We start from the raw sequence: 16,629 nt of genomic DNA, 5'->3' as shown, positions 1-16,629 counted from the left end.
TATGCCAGAGCGATCAGGCGTCGCCGCCCGCGGCACCCGGCTCGGCCGCGGCCACGTCGAGCAGCTGGTAGCGGTCGATCGCGGACTTCAGCGCCGAGCGGTCAATCTTGCCCTGCTTGGCCAGCTCCGTGAGGGTGGCCAGGACGATCGACTGGGCGTCGATGTGGAAGAAGCGCCGGGCCGCGCCGCGGGTGTCGGCGAAGCCGAAGCCGTCGGCGCCCAGGGACTGGTACTGGCCGGGCACCCAGCGGGAGATCTGGTCCGGGACGGCCCGCATCCAGTCGGAGACGGCCACGAACGGACCCTCGGCCCCGGAGAGCTTCGACGTCACGTACGGGACGCGCTGCGGCTCCTCCGGGTGCAGCAGGTTGAACTCCTCGGCCTCGACGGCGTCGCGGCGGAGCTCGTTCCAGGAGGTGGCCGACCAGACGTCCGCCTTGACGTTCCACTCCTCGGCGAGGATGCGCTGCGCCTCGAGGGCCCACGGCACCGCCACGCCGGAGGCGAGCAGCTGCGCGGGGATCTGGCCGGCGCCGCCCTCGGCGAGCTTGTAGAGGCCCTTGAGGATGCCGTCGACGTCCACGCCCTCCGGCTCGGCCGGCATCTTGATGGGCTCGTTGTAGACGGTCATGTAGTAGAAGACGTCCTCGCCGTGCGGGTGCTCGGCGGAGGAGCCGTACATGCGGCGCAGGCCGTCCTGGACGATGTGGGCGATCTCGTACCCGTAGGCCGGGTCGTAGGCGACCACACCGGGGTTGGTGGAGGCCAGCAGCTGGGAGTGGCCGTCGGCGTGCTGCAGGCCCTCGCCGGTCAGCGTGGTGCGGCCGGCGGTGGCGCCGATCACGAAGCCGCGGGCCAGCTGGTCGGCCATCTGCCAGAACTGGTCGCCGGTGCGCTGGAACCCGAACATCGAGTAGAAGACGTAGACCGGGATCAGCGGCTCGCCGTGCGTCGCGTAGGACGAGCCGGCGGCGATCAGCGAGGCGGTGCAGCCGGCCTCGGAGATGCCGTCGTGCAGCATCTGGCCGGACGGGGACTCCTTGTACGCCAGCAGCAGCTCGCGGTCGACCGACTCGTAGGTCTGGCCGAGCGGGTTGTAGATCTTGGCGGACGGGAAGAGCGAGTCCATGCCGAAGGTGCGGTACTCGTCGGGCGCGATCGGCACGAAGCGGTTGCCGATGCCCTTGTCCCGCATCAGGTCCTTGAGCACCCGGACGAACGCCATGGTGGTGGCGATGGTCTGGTTGCCGGAGCCCTTCTTGACCGCCTTGTACGCGTCGTCGCCCGGGAGTTCGAGCTTGCGCGGGCGGACCTTGCGGGTGGGCACGTAGCCGCCGAGCTCCTTGCGGCGGTCGTGCATGTACTGGATCTCTTCCGAGTTGCGGCCCGGGTGGTAGTAGGGCGGGTAGCCCTCGTCGAGCTGCTTGTCGGTGATCGGCAGGCGCAGCCGGTCGCGGAAGCGCTTAAGGTCCTCGACCGTCAGCTTCTTCATCTGGTGGGTGGCGTTGCGGCCCTCGAAGTTGGGGCCCAGCGTCCAGCCCTTGACGGTCTGCGCCAGGATGACGGTCGGCTGGCCCTTGTGCTCGCGGGCGGCCTTGAACGCGGCGTACACCTTGCGGTGGTCGTGACCGCCGCGGCCCAGGTGCTGGATCTGCTGGTCGGTCATGTTCTCGACCATGGCGCGCAGGCGCAGGTCGCCGCCGAAGAAGTGCTCGCGGATGTACGAGCCGGTCTCGGTGGCGTAGGTCTGGAACTGGCCGTCCGGGGTGGTGTTCAGCTTGTTGACCAGGACGCCGTCGCGGTCCTGGGCCAGCAGCGGGTCCCAGGTGCGGTCCCAGACCAGCTTGATGACGTTCCAGCCGGCGCCGCGGAACTGCGACTCCAGCTCCTGGATGATCTTGCCGTTGCCGCGGACCGGGCCGTCCAGGCGCTGCAGGTTGCAGTTGACCACGAAGGTCAGGTTGTCCAGGCCCTCGCGGGCGGCCAGGGACAGCTGGCCGAGCGACTCGGGCTCGTCCATCTCGCCGTCGCCGAGGAAGGCGTACACCTGCGAGTCGGAGGTGTCCTTGATGCCGCGGTGCTCCAGGTAGCGGTTCATCCGGGCCTGGTAGATCGCGCCGAGCGGGCCGAGGCCCATCGAGACGGTCGGGAACTCCCAGAAGTCCGGCATCAGCCGCGGGTGCGGGTAGCTGGACAGGCCGTACGGCGCCTTGGACTTCTCCTGGCGGAACGCGTCGAGCTGCTGCTCGGTCAGGCGGTCCAGCAGGAAGGCGCGGGCGTAGATGCCCGGCGACGCGTGGCCCTGGAAGAACACCTGGTCGCCGGACTCGCCGTCGGCGTCCTTGCCGCGGAAGAAGTAGTTGAAGCCCACGTCGTACAGCGACGCGGACGAGGCGAAGGTGGCGATGTGGCCGCCGACGCCGATGCCGGGACGCTGGGCGCGGGAGACCATGACGGCCGCGTTCCACCGCGTCGCGTTGAGGATCTTGCGCTCGATCTCCTCGTTGCCGGGGAAGAACGGCTCGTCCTTGGTGGCGATGGTGTTGACGTAGTCCGTGCTGCGCATCTCGGGCACGGCGACACGCTTTTCACGGGCGCGCTCGATCAGCCGCAGCATCAGGTAGCGGGCACGCTCGCGCCCGCGCTCGTCGATGGCAGCGTCAAGCGACTCCAGCCATTCCGCGGTCTCCTCGGGATCGAAGTCCGGGACCTGGCTCGGGAGGCCGCCAATGATGATCGGGTTGCGATCGGATCCGGAAGCCACGCTGTTCCTTCACTGTCGGTCGAAACTGAGTTGTCGCGCCGCCTCCATCGTGCTACCGCGTTCGGAGATCCGTCATCTCTACCGATCGGTAACCGTTCCGCCGGTTGGGCGGTACGGTCAGGAGGTGGTCCGACCTGGGACCCCGGCCGGACGATGGCGGCCGGCCGGGATGAGGGCCAACAGAAGACTTTACGCCCGCACACACGGCTGGCCCGAATGCCGTTCGTATCTCGGGCAGGCGTACGGTCTGCGTGTGGGTGGGCGACGAAGCGTCCCGGTCCGGTACGGATACGGACATTTCGGAGCAATTGGCCACACGGAGGGCGGCGTGTCGGCCCCCGACGCGTCAACCTTTGGGTGGGATCGGGGGTCGGGTACTTGCGCGAACCGCCGCTCCCGTGTGGACTACGGCCACAGCCTCGGCATGGATGCCGAGCCGAATACTGGAGGTTATTCCCGTGAGCGCGACCGCGGACCCCGCGGACAAGTCCAACCCGGCTCTTCGTCTCGGCTTCGAACAGGGCCAGATCATTCAGGAGATCGGGTACGACGAAGACAGTGACCAGGACCTCCGCGAGGGGATCGAGGACATCACTGGCTCCGAACTCGTCGACGAGGACTACGACGACGTCGCAGACGGCGTCCTGCTGTGGCACCGCGACGAGGACGGGGATCTCACCGACGCCCTGGTCGACGCCCTGGAGTACCTGGCGGAGGGCGGCCTGATCTGGCTGCTGACGCCGAAGACCGGCCGTGACGGGCACGTCGAGGCGCACGAGATCGCCGATGCCGCCAAGACTGCCGGCCTGTCGCAGACCAGCTCGGTGGCGATCGCCAAGGACTGGGCGGGTACCCGCCTGGCCACCCCGAAGGCCTCGAAGACCGGCAAGCGCTGAGCTTCGGACCGCGACCGAAACGCGGGCCCCGGCGGAGAAGACTCCGCCGGGGCCCGCGGTCCGTTGCCACCGCCACCTTGTTCGCTCAGGGCTGAACGACGCCTCGAGCGGCCCCACCGCCTCACCCGAACGGCCGAACTGGGGATGTGCGAGTGGGAAGATTTCCCTGCCCGCACCACCAAGATCCGGCAGGAAGGTCCCCTCATGGCCATCGAGATCGGCGCCCAGGCCCCCGACTTCGAGCTGAAGAACCAGCACGGCGAGTCGGTGAAGCTGTCCGACTTCCGCGGCGAGCAGAACGTCGTCCTGGTCTTCTACCCGTTCGCCTTCACCGGTGTCTGCACCGGCGAGGTCTGCGAGATCCAGAAGGAGCTGCCGCGCCTGCAGAACGACGAGGTGCAGGTGCTCGCCGTCTCCGTCGACTCGCCGTTCTCGCTGCGGGTCTTCGCCGACCAGCAGGGCCTTGAGTACCCGCTGCTGTCGGACTTCTGGCCGCACGGCGAGGCCTCCCGCGCCTACGGCGTCTTCAACGAGGAGAAGGGCTGCGCCGTCCGCGGCACCTTCGTCATCGACAAGGAGGGCGTGGTCCGCTGGAGCGTCGTCAACGGCCTCCCGGACGCCCGTGACACCCAGGAGTACCTGGCCGCCCTCGGCGCGCTCTGACACCACCCTCGGCCGGGCGCCGGGCCGATTTTCGGCGCGGCGCCGGGCCGAGTCGCCACCCCCGGCCGGGAACCCCGCACTACGATCGGGCCGTTGACGGATCGGGAACCCGACTTCTTGGAGGACCACGTGGGTGTCAGCCTGAGCAAGGGCGGCAATGTCTCGCTCACCAAGGAGGCGCCCGGCCTGACCGCCGTGGTTGTCGGCCTCGGGTGGGACGTACGCACCACCACCGGCACGGACTTCGACCTGGACGCCAGCGCGCTGCTCTGCACCGAGCAGGGCCGGGTCCGCTCCGACGCCGACTTCATCTTCTTCAACAACCTGAAGAGCGCCGACGGCTCGGTCGAGCACACCGGCGACAACCTCACCGGCGAGGGCGAGGGCGACGACGAGCAGATCAAGGTCGACCTGGCCGGCGTCCCGGCCGACGTGGCCAAGATCGTCTTTCCGGTGTCGATCTACGACGCGGAGAACCGGCAGCAGAGCTTCGGCCAGGTCCGCAATGCCTTCATCCGGGTGCTGAACCAGGCCGGCGGCGCCGAGATCGCCCGCTACGACCTGTCGGAGGACGCCTCGACCGAGACCGCGATGGTCTTCGGCGAGCTGTACCGCAACGGCGCCGAGTGGAAGTTCCGCGCCATCGGCCAGGGCTACGCCTCCGGCCTGCGCGGCATCGCGCAGGACTTCGGCGTCAACGTCTGAGGCTGCGCCGGGCGCAGTGCGGGCCGGGTCCGTTCGCGGGCCCGGCCCGTCGCCGTCGCTACTCCGCGGGGAGCGCCATCACGCGGTCGCCCTGGACGGCGATCAGCAGGTCGTCGTTGCCGGCCAGGTGCCAGGGCAGGTCGATCGAGGCGCAGGTCTGGAAGGTCCAGCGGAGCTTGTGGTTGACCACGTCCACCGCGTAGATGCCGCGGTCCGCGGTGGGCACGAACAGGGTGTTCCGGACCAGCACCGGGCTGCTGTCCGTCAGCACCTTGTCCGTCAGCACCTTGTCCATCAGCACCTCGGACGGCAGCTCCAGGTGCCACAGTTCGGTGCCGTCTGCCGCGTTGAAGGCCCACCACCCGGCTCGGGGCGGCAGGGGTGTCGGTGGTGCCCTGGCAGGTCATGGTCAGGCCGCCGAGTATCGAGTAGACGACGTGCTTGCCGGCCGGACGGGCCGGGTAGACCCGCCCCTCCCTCCTTGCCCGCCGCCGGGCAGGAGGGACCCATCGCCGACGCCGAGGCGCGCCAACAGCCGGTAGGGGCCTACGGATTCGGGGTCGGTGCGGTCGAGCGGTTCGAACGGCATCGTTGCGATGCTCCCGCTGTCCGTCCTGGTGCGTCCGTGCCCGCGCGACGGTTCGTCCGGCGGTCCCGGCAGCGTACTGGGCGGGTTCCGGCCGGTCCCGGTCGGAGCGGAACCGGGGCGGGGGCTTGATAGATTCGGCCGCGATCCGCCCCCGGCCGGGGTGCGCGCGGGGCGATTTCGGGCCCGCGGGGCGCGGCGGCCGGGCCGGGCGGAGAGAGCGGAGTTCAGGAAGTTCAGTCGGGTGTGCAGCACTGTACGGCCGTCGAGGGGCGTAGATCTCTTGGGGTGCGTCCTTCGGGCGCGCCCCGTCGGACCGGCCCTCCCGGGCGGCTTCGACGGCAGACCGCCGCTGTACACCCCGGGAGCCCCGGAGACGGGAGCTGGGAGGAAAGTCCGATGACCGTCACCCTTGCCAAGGGCGGAAACGTCTCGCTGACCAAGGCCGCGCCGAACCTGACGCAGGTTCGGATCGGCCTCGGCTGGGACGCCCGGTCCACCACCGGCGCGCCGTTCGACCTGGACGCCAGTGCACTGCTGTGCTCCGGCGGCCGGGTCCTCGGCGACGAGTACTTCGTCTTCTACAACAACCTGCGCAGCCCCGAGGGCTCGGTCGAGCACCAGGGCGACAACCTCACCGGCGACGGTGACGGCGACGACGAGGTGGTCGACGTCCACCTCGACCTGGTGCCGGTGCAGATCGACAAGGTCGTCTTCGCGGTGTCCATCTACGACGCCGACGCCCGGCTGCAGAGCTTCGGCCAGGTCTCCAACGCCTACATCCGTGTGGCCAACGTGAGCGACGGCAACGAGATCGCCCGCTACGACCTCACCGAGGACGCGTCCGGCGAGACCGCGATGATCTTCGGCGAGCTGTACCGCTACCAGGGCGAGTGGAAGTTCCGTGCCGTCGGCCAGGGCTACGCCTCCGGCCTGCGCGGCATCGCGCTCGATTTTGGCGTCAACGTTCAGTAAGCAGCCCGGAATCGGTCAATTCCGGTAGCCAGAAAGGTAACTGACCCCGTGTTCCTCCGTACGTTCGGATGGTCCTTCGCCATCACGATCGCCGGCCTGATTGCCGCCGGCCTGATCTGGGGGGCCGAAGGATTCGGCGTCGTCCTGATCCTCTCGATCCTCGAGATCTCCCTGTCCTTCGACAACGCCGTCGTCAACGCCACCGTTCTCAAGCGGATGAACGCCTTCTGGCAGAAGATCTTCCTGACGGTCGGTGTGCTGATCGCGGTCTTCGGCATGCGGCTGGTCTTCCCGCTGCTGGTGGTGGCCCTGACCGCGCACCTCAACCCGGCGACCGTGGTGCAGCTGGCGCTCGACTCCAGCAAGACCCACGACGGGCACACCTACGCGCAGTACCTGGAGATGGCCAACCCGGCGATCGCCGCGTTCGGTGGCATCTTCCTGCTGATGATCTTCCTCGACTTCATCCTGGAGGAGAAGGAGTTCAACTGGCTGCGCTGGATCGAGAAGCCGCTGGAGAAGATCGGCAAGCTGGAAGCCCTCTCCTCGGTCATCGCGCTGGTGCTGCTCGCCGTGTCGGCCCGGCTGTTCGCCGGTGACCGCGCCGAAACGGTCCTGCTGGCCGGTGTCTGCGGTCTGGCCACCTACCTCGCCGTCAACGGCCTCTCCGGGGTCTTCGAGGCCGGCCTGGAGGAGCAGGAGGAGGCCGAGCACGAGGCCGAGCGCAAGGGCAAGTCGATCGTCCAGGTCGGCGGCAAGGCCGCGTTCTTCCTCTTCCTCTACCTGGAGGTGCTGGACGCGTCCTTCTCCTTCGACGGCGTGGTCGGCGCGTTCGCCATCTCGCAGGACATCTTCCAGATCACCCTGGGCCTCGGCATCGGCGCGATGTACATCCGTTCGCTGACCGTCTACCTGGTCCGCAAGGGCACCCTGGACGACTACGTGTACCTGGAGCACGGCGCGCACTACGCGATCGGCGCGCTGGCGCTGATCCTGCTCGCCTCGATCAAGTACCACATCCCGGAGCTCGTCACCGGCCTGGTCGGCGTCGCCTTCATCGGCGCGGCACTGGCCAGCTCGATGGTCCGCAACAAGCGGGAACAGGCGCTGGAGGGCGCCTCGCCGGCCGAGAGCTAGCCGGCGCACCGCACGCAGAGAGCCGCCCACCGGGAAACTTCCCGGTGGGCGGCTCTCGTTTGTGGCGGGTTCCGGTCGCGCTGCGGGGTTCAGACCGAGCTGCCGGGCCTCAGCCGAGCTGCTGCTCGATCGCCCGGAGCTTGCGCTCCAGCGAGTCCAGCTTCGGCATCGACAGGGTGTCCTCGTCCATCGTCAGGTCGATGCTCGACGAGTACGAGCTGCTGGACGAGTACGAGCCGCTGCCGGTGGTGGGCGACTCGACGGCGGCGCGGGGGCGACGGCCGGCGTTCAGGGCGGCGGGCTCCAGGGCGGAGGCGCCGACCCGGTCGAGAGCGGATTCCTCGGCGGCTAGGGCAGGCTCCGTAGCGGACGACGGGGAGTCGCCCGCGGCGGCCAGGGCGGGCACCTGACGGCCGCCCCGGCTCCGGCCCAGCACGCCGTTCTGGCGGGAGATCGCCTTCAGCTCGGCCCGCTCGCGGCGGTCGGCGCTGCGGGCGCGGATCTTCGCGTCCATCTTGGCCTGGCGCTCCTCGCGGACCTCCTCGACGGCCTCGTCCAGGCTGCGGACGTTCTCTAGCAGCATCAGCGACCAGGCGGCGTAGGTCTCGCGCGGGGCGCGCAGCCAGCGGACCACGCGGATCTGCGGCAGCGGACGCGGGACCAGGCCCTGCTCGCGCAGCGCCGCCACGCGGGTCTGCTTCAGCGCCCGGTCGAACAGCACGGCCGCCGAGATCGACATGCCGGCGAAGAACTGCGGGGCGCCGTCGTGCGAACCGCCGCGCGGGGCGTGCACCCAGTTGAACCAGGCCGAGGCGATGGCGAACAGCCACACCAGCATGCGGGAGCCGAGCGCCGCGTCACCGTGGCTGGCCTCGCGCACCGCGAGCACCGAGCAGAACATGGCCGCGCCGTCCAGGCCGAACGGGACCAGGTACTCCCAGCCGCCGGACAGGTTCAGGTTCTGCTGGCCGAAACCGACCAGGCCGTGGAACGACAGCGCGGCCGCGACGCCAGCGCAGCAGAACAGCAGGACGTACGACGCACCGCCGTAGATGGCCTCCTTGCGGCGGCGGCGCTCCTCGCTGCGCTCCCAGGAGTCGCCGGACTCCTCGGCCTTGTTGTTCTTGAAACGCAGGAAGGCCACCAGGATGGCGGTGAACAGCAGAGCTGCGCCGCCGACCACGGCCCAGACCAGCTGTATGGAGGAGAGGTTCATCGCGGGGAGGGCCTCGGCTTTCCGCAGGGCAGGGGAAGTTGGAGGTGACGTGGCGCACGGGACAACGCACGGGACACCTGTGCGGACAGACGATATCGCGTCCTGGGGGCGGGCATCGTACGGGAGTGACGAACCCTCTGCCAGCGGTCCGTACCAGCGGGTTGACGTTGACTCAGGACCCCGTGGGTGGGTATTGGAGAGCTAGGACAGAACCGGCGCTGGGGGAGGACACGATGGTCTCGGTGTGGGAGTTCCTGAAAGGGGACCGCAACAGCTTCGACACCGGAGGGCAGTTCAAGGTCACACTGACCAAGTCGCAGCCACAACACGCGATCACGGGCTCGGCGGCCACCACCGGTTACCTGTACATCAACCTGCACTGGTCGACCCGCAGCGCTGACCGGCCCACCGCGGGCAACGCGTTGCGCCGGTTCTTCGACCCGCGGATCCTGCGCCCGCTGGCGCCCACCGCCGGCGGGACCGCCCCGCTGAACGTCGACCTCGACCTGGCCTGCCTGTACGAACTCGCCGACGGCACCCGGGGCGTGGTGCAGCCGCTCGGCCGGCTCTTCGGCGACCTGAACCGGCCGCCGTACATCAAACTCTCCGGTGACGACGTGTCAGGCGCCTCGTCCGGCGAGACCATGCACATCAACCTGGAGAAGAAGGACCAGTTCAAGCGGCTGCTGGTGTTCGTCTACATCTACGACGACACCCCCGCGTTCGACCGCACCCAGGCGGTGGTCACCATCGTTCCGCAGAGCGGCCCGCGGATCGAGATCAAGCTGGACGAGCGGGCCGCGGCGGCCCGCTCGTGCGCGGTGGTGCTGATCGAGAACGACGGCGATGGCAAGCTGACGATCCGCCGCGAGGTGAAGTACGTGCACGGCTTCCAGTCGGACCTGGACCGGCTGTACGGCTTCGGCATGCAGTGGGAGCGGGGGTACAAGACCCCCGACCGGCCCGGGAGTTGACGCTTCGGCGCCGTGACGTTGCGGCGTTGCGGTGCTTTGGCGCTTTGGCGCTTTGGCGCTTTGGCGCTTGGCGTTGCGGTGCTTTGGCGCCTTGGTGCTTGGCGTCGCGGTGCTCTGGCGCTTTGGTGCGCCGGTGCGGTCAGCGCGGCTGGAACTGCGGGCCCTGCGGCGGCAGTGCGAACGGCGCGCCCGGCTGCGGGGGTGCCGGGGGCTGCTGGGCGGGCTGCTGCGGTACGGGTGCGGGCTGCTGCTGCACCGGCTGCTGGTGGGTGGGCGGCGCGGGCGGCTGCTGCGGGTAGCCGTAGCCGCCCGCCTGCGGTTGCGGGTGGCCGTAGCCGGGGGCGGCCGGGTGGGGGTAGCCGTAGCCGCCCGCCTGCGGCTGGGGCTGGGGCTGAGCCGGCGGGTAGCCGTAGCCCTGCTGCTGCGGCTGTGGGTAGCCGTACCCGGCGGCCTGCGGGACGGGGGGCTGCGCGGCGTGGTGGACGGTCGGCGGCAGCGCCGGCGGCGGCGGGGCGACGATCGGGGCGGGCTGCGCGGCGACCGGCGCCGGGGCGGGGGCCTGGGCCTGGGTGGGCAGGGCCGGGGCGATCGTCCAGTCGTCCTCGTCCACCGGGAGCGGGGCGGGCGCGGACACCGGCGGCTCGGTGGCGGCCGCGGGTGCGGTGGCCGGGTCGGGCAGGCGGGGGTCGGCGGACAGCGGGGTGCCGCCGTCGCCCGTGGAGTCCTCGACGGTGATGCCGAAGTCGGTGGCCAGCGCGATCAGCCCGTTCACGTACCCCTGGCCGACGGCGCGGAACTTCCAGCTGCCGGAGCGGCGGTACAGCTCGGCGGCGACCAGCGCCGTCACCTGCTCGTACTCGTCGACGGCGAACTCGGCCAGCGCGGGCGTCCCTTCGGGCAGGCCGGCGTCGAACAGCAGCACCCGCAGGCCCGGCACGGCGGGGAACGCCCCGCCCTCGGCGGAACCGGCCAGCACCACCCGGTCCACCCCGGCGGGCAGCTTCGCGAGGTCGATCTCCACCGCGTCCCAGATCCAGCCGTCCGCGGCCTGCTTGGGCAGGTGGCGGACCAGACCGGACGGGTGCCGGGGCTGGTTGTAGAACACGAAGTCCAGGTCGTCGCGGACCCTGCCGTCCTCGGCCAGCAGCAGGGCCGAGGCGTCCACGTCCGGGATGCCCGGGGTGTCCGTCCAACGCAGGACGGCACGGACGGCGTTGGCCGTCAGCGGGATGTTGGCGCCCTTCGCCATCACGTGCGTCATAACGCACCATCCTGCCGCCTGCCCGGGGCCCGGGACAACGCGGCCGCGGCATCGGCGAGTCCGGGCGGTGGCGGCCGGCCGGTGGGACTCGGGGTTCCGAACTGCTTCCCCGGTGTTGCCCGGTCGTACGATGGGCGGCCGGCGGCCCGGTGCTCCCGACCCCACCGCGGCGACCGCCGCCGCGGTGAACTATCCGGCCACGCCAACCGTCCATGTGTCGAGGCGTCAGCCGTACGCGGCCCCGAGCGGGCCCCACAGATCAGAGCGGGAGAGCACTTTGCGCCACTTCGGGCATCTCGCGGACGACGTCCGCAACCGGCTCTTTCACGAGCAGCCCGTCGCCTTCGACCGGGACAGCGGGGCGGACGTCCTGGCCACCGCGCTCGGCGCCACGCTCTACAGCCCCGCCACCCGTCCCACCCTGGCCCGCGACATCCGGCGGCAGGCCGCCCGCGGCGTGATCTCCATGGTGCTGTGCCTGGAGGACGCGATAGCCGACCACGAGGTGGACGATGCCGAGCACAACCTGGTCGCCCAACTCACCGAGCTCGCCCTTGATGACGCCGCCTCGCAGCTGCCGCTGCTGTTCGTCCGGGTCCGCGCTCCCGAGCAGATCACCGACCTGGCCCGGCGGCTCGGGCCCGCGCTGCGGCTGCTCAGCGGCTTCGTGGTGCCCAAGTTCACCGAGGACAGCGGGCGGCCCTTCCTGGAGGCGCTGGCCCGCGCCGAAGAGACCGGCGGACAGCGGCTGTTCGTGATGCCGGTGCTGGAGTCGCCCGAACTCGCCCACCTGGAGAGCCGCCGCGAGCAGCTGTTCGGCATCGCCCGGCTGCTCGACAAGCACCGCGACCGGGTCCTCGCGGTCCGGCTCGGCGTCACCGACCTGTGCTCCGCGTACGGGCTGCGCCGCTCGCCCGACCTGACCGCCTACGACGTGGCGCTGGTCGCCCAGGTGATCGGCGACGTGGTCAACGTGCTCGGCCGCGCCGACGGCACCGGGTTCACCGTCACCGGTCCGGTCTGGGAGTACTTCCCGCTCCAGGAACGGATGTTCAAGCCGCAGCTGCGCCGCACCCCGTTCGCCGAGGTCACCCCGCCCGCCGACCAGGTCCGGCAGCGGCTGATCGAGCACGACCTGGACGGGCTGATCCGGGAGATCGAACTCGACCGGGCCAACGGCCTGTTGGGCAAGACCTGCATCCACCCCAGCCATGTCGCCGCCGTGCACGCGCTGTCCGTGGTCACCCACGAGGAACTGTGCGACGCCAGCGACATCCTGCAGCAGCACCGGGGCGGCGGCGGGGTGAGCCGCTCCGCGTACACCAACAAGATGAACGAGGCCAAGCCGCACCGGGCCTGGGCCGAGCGGGTGCTGCTGCGCGCCGGGGTGTTCGGCGTCGCGCGGGCCGACGTGTCGTTCGCCGAACTGCTCTCGGCCTGTGTGTCCTGAGTCCTGTGTGTCCTGAGTCCTGCGCGTCCCGGGCCCTGCTTCCTGCGCCCTGCCTCCTTCGTCCTGCTTCCTGCGCCCGTTTCTGGACCGGTTTCTGATCCGGTGTCAGCCGATCGGACGATGCCGGTGTCCACCGGACGGTCATCCGATTCGCGCCGATCGGTGCGCGGAGGTTGGCCGGTCGGCCGATCCGCGGGCGGTTGCGCTCCCCGTACGCTCGAACCCGGACGTGCAGCCGTGCGTCCTTCCTGGCACCAGCAGCACCACCCGTCGTCGTGATGAGAGGAGCCCCCGATGACCGTAGACACCACCGCCCCCGGGCCGGTCGGGGCCGACCCCTGGACCGGCCAGTGGGTCACCGACCGGCTGGGCCTGCGCCTGACCGGCGGGCCGGAACTCACCGCGCTGATCGGCCTCGCGCTGCGCCGCAACCCCAAGCGCGCGCACCTGCTGGTCTCCCAGGTGCTGGGCAAGCACGTCCCGCAGCGGCCCGAGGTGGTGCACGGCGCCGGGCTCGAACTCGGCCGCCGGGTGGCCGCGTTGCTCGGCCCCGCGGAGGCGGCGCGGGCCGTGGTGCTCGGCTACGCGGAGACCGCCACCGCCCTCGGCCACAGCGTTGCCGACGGCCTCGACGCGCCCTACCTGCACTCCACCCGCCGCCCGGTGCCCGGCCTCGTCCCGCTCGGCGGCTTCGAGGAGGAGCACTCGCACGCCACCAGCCACCTGCTGCTGCCCGAGGATCCGGGGCTGCTCGCCGGGGACGGGCCGCTGGTGCTGGTCGACGACGAGTTCTCCACCGGCACCACGGTGCTCAACACCATCCGCGCCCTGCACGCCGCGCACCCCCGCGAGCGGTACGTGGTGGTCGCCCTGGTCGACCTGCGCACCCCCGCCGACCGCGCCCGCCTGGAGGTCGCCGCCGCCGAACTCGGCGCCCGGCTCGACCTGGTGGCCACCGCCGGCGGCGGCGTCCAGCTGCCGGAGGGCGTCCTGGACCGCGCCCGGGAACTCATCGACGCCACCCCCGAGCAGCCACAACCCGTCGAGCCCGCAGGCGAGTTGGCGCATCTCTGGCTGCCATGGCCGGACGGCCTGCCGGACGGCGGCCGGCACGGCTTCACCCCCGCCCACCGCCGCCGGCTGGAAGATGCGCTCCCCGCGCTCGGCGCCGCCCTCGCCGCCGCCGTCGGCCCCCGGCCCCGCCGCATCCTGGTGCTCGGCTGCGAAGAGCTGATGTACGCCCCGCTGCGGCTCGCCGACGCCCTGCAACGCCAACTCCCGGACGCCGAGGTGCGGTTCTCCACCACCACCCGCTCCCCGGTGTTCGCCCACGACCACCCCGGCTACGCGATCCGCACCCGGCTCGCCTTCACCGCCCACGACGACCCGGCCGGCGACGACGCCACCGAGCGCTACGCCTACAACGTCGCCCCGGGCAGCGACCCGGCCCGTCGCTTCGACACCGTCGTCCTGGTCGTCGACGACCCCGCCGACACCCCCGCCCTGCACCACGGCCCCGACGCCCTGCTGCCCCGCCTGCGCACCGCCACCGACCACGTGGTGCTCGCCGTTCTCCCGTCGTACCGCCCAGCGCCACCCGCCTGACGCCCCGCCGACCACCCGCTGCCAGAGCATCACCCCTGCGCACCCCACCGAAGGCCCGGCATGACCGCACACACCGCCCCCTCCCCGCCCGCCGCCCGCCCACTGCACGGACCGGCCTTCTCCAGCTACCCGGCCACCGACGTCACCTGGCTGCTCAAGGACCTCTCCGACGTCCACCTCGAAGCACCCGTCGAGGAACGCGAGGAGGCCGTGCAGTCCGGCGGCGCCCACTACGCCGAGTCGCTGCCGGTCGAGTACCAGCCCAGCCCCGAGTACCAGCAGCTGTTCCACACCGCGCTGGCCGCCTCCGCGACCCGGCTGGCCACCGCCGTCGGCGCCGTCGCCGAAACCCTGCTGCGCGAACGCGGACCGCACCTGGTGCTCGCCTCGCTGGCCCGGGCCGGCACCCCCGTCGGCATCCTGATCCGCCGCTGGCTCGCCCACGCCCACGGCCTCGACGTGCCGCACTACACCGTCTCCATCGTCCGCGGCCGCGGCATCGACCAGGTCGCGCTGAAGCACCTCGCCGCCCACCACCGCGCCGCCGACGTGGTCTTCGTCGACGGCTGGACGGGCAAGGGCGCCATCACCCGCGAACTCGAGCAGGCACTGGCCGGCACCGGCTTCGACCCCGGCCTCGCCGTCCTCGCCGACCCCGGCAGCTGCGTGCGTACCTACGGCACCCGCGACGACTTCCTGATCCCCTCCGCCTGCCTCAACTCCACCGTCTCCGGCCTGGTCTCCCGCACCGTGCTGCGCGCCGACCTGACCGGTCCCGGCGAGTTCCACGGCGCCAAGTACTACCGGCACCTGGCCGAGGCCGACGTCTCCGCCCGGTTCGTCGACACCGTCGCCGCCGAGTTCCCGGCCGTCGCCGCCGCCGTCGCCGCCGAAACCGCCCTGCTCGCCACCGCCGACCGCACCCCCACCTGGGAGGGCTGGGCCGCCGTCGAACGAATAAGCGCCGAGTACGGCATCGACAGCGTCAATCTGGTCAAGCCCGGCGTCGGCGAGACCACCCGGGTGCTGCTGCGCCGCGTCCCCTGGCGGATCCTCGCCCGCCGCGGCACCGGCGCCGACCTCGACCACGTCCGGCTGCTCGCCGCCCAACGCGGCGTCCCCGTCGAGGAGATCGACCACCTGCCGTACAGCTGCGTCGGTCTCATCCACCCGCGCTACACCCGTGGCGCCACCGGCGCGGACGGCACCGCCGTCCACACCTGACCCTGCCCCCGACCGAAGGAGACCCCGCCCGTGCCGCAGTTCCTGGTCGCCAGCGACCTCGACCGCACCCTCGTCTACTCCAACCGCGCGCTCGCTCTGGACGTGCCCGACCGGCTCGCCCCGCGACTGCTCTCGGTGGAGGTGCACGACGGCAAGGCGCTCTCCTTCATGACCGAGACGGCCGCCGAACTGCTCGCCGAACTCGCCGAGCAGACCCCCGTCGTCCCGATCACCACCCGCACCCGCACCCAGTACGAGCGGATCAACCTCCCCGGCCCCACCCCCGGCTGGATACCCCCGTACGCGGTCTGTGCCAACGGCGGCCACCTACTGGTCGACGGCGTGCCCGACCCCGACTGGCAGCACGAGATCCGCACCCGGCTGGACGCCGCCAGCGCCCCGCTGCCCGAGGTCGTCGAACACCTCGCCATCGCCGCCGACCCCGAGTGGACGCACAAGCGGCGGGTCGCCGACGACCTGTTCGCCTACCTGGTGGTCGAACGCGCCGAACTCCCCGCCGGCTGGATCGACGAACTCACCGCCTGGTGTGCCGACCGCGGCTGGACGGTCTCCCTCCAGGGCCGCAAGGTCTACGCGGTGCCCGCACCGCTCTCCAAGAGCGCCGCACTGGCCGAGGTCCGCCGCCGCACCGGCGCGCGGACCGTCCTCGCCGCCGGAGACTCACTGCTCGACGCGGACCTGCTGCTCACCGCCGACCACGGCTGGCGACCCGGCCACGGCGAACTCGCCGAGACCGGGTGGAACGCCGAGGGCGTCACCGCGCTCACCGAGATCGGCGTCGCGGCGGGCGAGGAGATCATCCGGCAGATGCTGGCCCGGGTCCGCGCGGGGGAGGTTGCGGTCGTGAGCTGACCCGTGGCCGGTGGGCTGTGACGCGTGACCCGTGGCCCGTGGCCCGTGACCCGTGGCCGGTGGGCGCCGGTCAGCCGCAGCAGCCGCCCCCGCAGCAGCCGCCGCCCCCGCCGCTTGGGGCCGGGGCGGCAGCGCCGGACGCGCCGCCGGTCACGGCGACGGTCGACAGCAGCTTCACGGTGTCGGGGTGGCCCTCCGGGCAGACTGCCGGGTCGTTGGCCTGGGCCATCGGGCGGCTGAGTTCGAACGTGGCGCCGCAGGAGCGGCAGCGGAAGTCGTAGCGAGGCATGGTCAGCAGGG

Annotated in this window: 13 protein-coding genes and 1 pseudogene; 9 read left to right on the top strand and 5 right to left on the bottom strand. The window is 71.4% G+C overall.

All coding sequences use genetic code 11. The annotated features are described in order from the left end of the window. Window positions 1-13: 13 nt before the first annotated feature. Window positions 14-2,764: a pyruvate dehydrogenase (acetyl-transferring), homodimeric type gene (aceE, locus tag ACFYST_RS11160; RefSeq protein WP_387643215.1), complete on the bottom strand. Its 2,751-nt coding sequence runs from the start codon at window positions 2,762-2,764 to the stop codon at window positions 14-16. 458 nt (window positions 2,765-3,222) lie between these two features. On the opposite strand from aceE, the gene ACFYST_RS11155 reads away from it, so the two are divergent. From ACFYST_RS11155 to ACFYST_RS11145, 3 genes are all read left to right on the top strand, one after another. Next, a complete protein-coding gene (locus ACFYST_RS11155) occupies window positions 3,223-3,660 on the top strand; it encodes a DUF3052 domain-containing protein (protein WP_387643217.1) in 438 nt (145 codons plus the stop codon). Window positions 3,661-3,864: 204 nt separating this feature from the next. Further along, window positions 3,865-4,323 (top strand): peroxiredoxin, encoded by a 459-nt coding sequence (locus tag ACFYST_RS11150; RefSeq protein WP_387643218.1) that lies wholly within the window; start codon window positions 3,865-3,867, stop codon window positions 4,321-4,323. Window positions 4,324-4,452: 129 nt separating this feature from the next. Then, the gene (locus ACFYST_RS11145) at window positions 4,453-5,028 is read left to right on the top strand and encodes a TerD family protein (protein WP_387643847.1); all 576 of its coding nucleotides are present in this window, start codon (window positions 4,453-4,455) and stop codon (window positions 5,026-5,028) included. A gap of 58 nt (window positions 5,029-5,086) precedes the next feature. On the opposite strand, the gene ACFYST_RS11140 is transcribed toward ACFYST_RS11145, so the two are convergent. Further along, window positions 5,087-5,407, bottom strand: a complete 321-nt coding sequence (locus ACFYST_RS11140) for a PQQ-binding-like beta-propeller repeat protein (RefSeq protein WP_387861577.1) — start codon at window positions 5,405-5,407, stop codon at window positions 5,087-5,089. Window positions 5,408-6,013: 606 nt separating this feature from the next. Here ACFYST_RS11140 and ACFYST_RS11135 point away from each other — a divergent pair. Together ACFYST_RS11135 and ACFYST_RS11130 are read left to right on the top strand one after the other, a co-directional pair. Beyond that, window positions 6,014-6,589, top strand: coding sequence for a TerD family protein (locus tag ACFYST_RS11135; RefSeq protein ID WP_387643222.1), 576 nt, complete (start codon window positions 6,014-6,016; stop codon window positions 6,587-6,589). Between the two features lie 48 nt (window positions 6,590-6,637). Continuing rightward, window positions 6,638-7,726, top strand: a complete 1,089-nt coding sequence (locus ACFYST_RS11130) for a DUF475 domain-containing protein (RefSeq protein ID WP_387643224.1) — start codon at window positions 6,638-6,640, stop codon at window positions 7,724-7,726. Between the two features lie 109 nt (window positions 7,727-7,835). Here the strand turns inward: ACFYST_RS11130 and ACFYST_RS11125 are convergent, their stop codons facing one another. After that, window positions 7,836-8,942, bottom strand: a complete 1,107-nt coding sequence (locus ACFYST_RS11125) for a DUF2637 domain-containing protein (protein WP_387861433.1) — start codon at window positions 8,940-8,942, stop codon at window positions 7,836-7,838. 233 nt (window positions 8,943-9,175) lie between these two features. On the opposite strand from ACFYST_RS11125, the gene ACFYST_RS11120 reads away from it, so the two are divergent. Beyond that, window positions 9,176-9,916, top strand: a complete 741-nt coding sequence (locus ACFYST_RS11120) for a Tellurium resistance (RefSeq protein WP_387861432.1) — start codon at window positions 9,176-9,178, stop codon at window positions 9,914-9,916. A gap of 139 nt (window positions 9,917-10,055) precedes the next feature. Here ACFYST_RS11120 and ACFYST_RS11115 read toward each other — a convergent pair whose 3' ends face one another. After that, on the bottom strand, window positions 10,056-11,177 hold the full coding sequence (locus ACFYST_RS11115) for a TerD family protein (protein WP_387861430.1): 1,122 nt from the start codon (window positions 11,175-11,177) through the stop codon (window positions 10,056-10,058). Between the two features lie 277 nt (window positions 11,178-11,454). Here ACFYST_RS11115 and ACFYST_RS11110 point away from each other — a divergent pair, with 277 nt between their 5' ends. The 3 genes and pseudogenes from ACFYST_RS11110 (at window position 11,455) to ACFYST_RS11100 (ending at window position 16,329) form a co-directional block, all read left to right on the top strand. Beyond that, window positions 11,455-12,627: an HpcH/HpaI aldolase/citrate lyase family protein gene (locus tag ACFYST_RS11110; protein ID WP_387861429.1), complete on the top strand. Its 1,173-nt coding sequence runs from the start codon at window positions 11,455-11,457 to the stop codon at window positions 12,625-12,627. Window positions 12,628-12,921: 294 nt separating this feature from the next. After that, a pseudogene (locus ACFYST_RS11105) lies at window positions 12,922-15,456 on the top strand (phosphoribosyltransferase). A 30-nt stretch (window positions 15,457-15,486) separates the two neighbouring features. Continuing rightward, entirely contained in the window at window positions 15,487-16,329 is an 843-nt protein-coding gene (locus ACFYST_RS11100) for an HAD family hydrolase (RefSeq protein WP_387861427.1), read from the top strand. 70 nt (window positions 16,330-16,399) lie between these two features. Here the strand turns inward: ACFYST_RS11100 and ACFYST_RS11095 are convergent, their stop codons facing one another. Next, entirely contained in the window at window positions 16,400-16,618 is a 219-nt protein-coding gene (locus tag ACFYST_RS11095) for a zinc ribbon domain-containing protein (protein ID WP_387643234.1), read from the bottom strand. Window positions 16,619-16,629: the final 11 nt, after the last annotated feature.

The sequence above is a fragment of the Kitasatospora sp. NPDC004614 genome (assembly GCF_042873675.1).
In the GTDB taxonomy this organism is placed as follows: domain Bacteria; phylum Actinomycetota; class Actinomycetes; order Streptomycetales; family Streptomycetaceae; genus Kitasatospora.
This window is presented reverse-complemented; position numbering and strand designations above follow the sequence as displayed.

Coding starts and splice junctions, on each gene's coding strand:
- ACFYST_RS11135 (WP_387643222.1), top strand. CDS start 6,014: ATGACCGTCACCCTTGCCAAGGGCGGAAACGTCTCGCTGACCAAGGCC.
- ACFYST_RS11125 (WP_387861433.1), bottom strand. CDS start 8,942: ATGAACCTCTCCTCCATACAGCTGGTCTGGGCCGTGGTCGGCGGCGCA.
- ACFYST_RS11115 (WP_387861430.1), bottom strand. CDS start 11,177: ATGACGCACGTGATGGCGAAGGGCGCCAACATCCCGCTGACGGCCAAC.
- ACFYST_RS11150 (WP_387643218.1), top strand. CDS start 3,865: ATGGCCATCGAGATCGGCGCCCAGGCCCCCGACTTCGAGCTGAAGAAC.
- ACFYST_RS11095 (WP_387643234.1), bottom strand. CDS start 16,618: ATGCCTCGCTACGACTTCCGCTGCCGCTCCTGCGGCGCCACGTTCGAA.
- ACFYST_RS11120 (WP_387861432.1), top strand. CDS start 9,176: ATGGTCTCGGTGTGGGAGTTCCTGAAAGGGGACCGCAACAGCTTCGAC.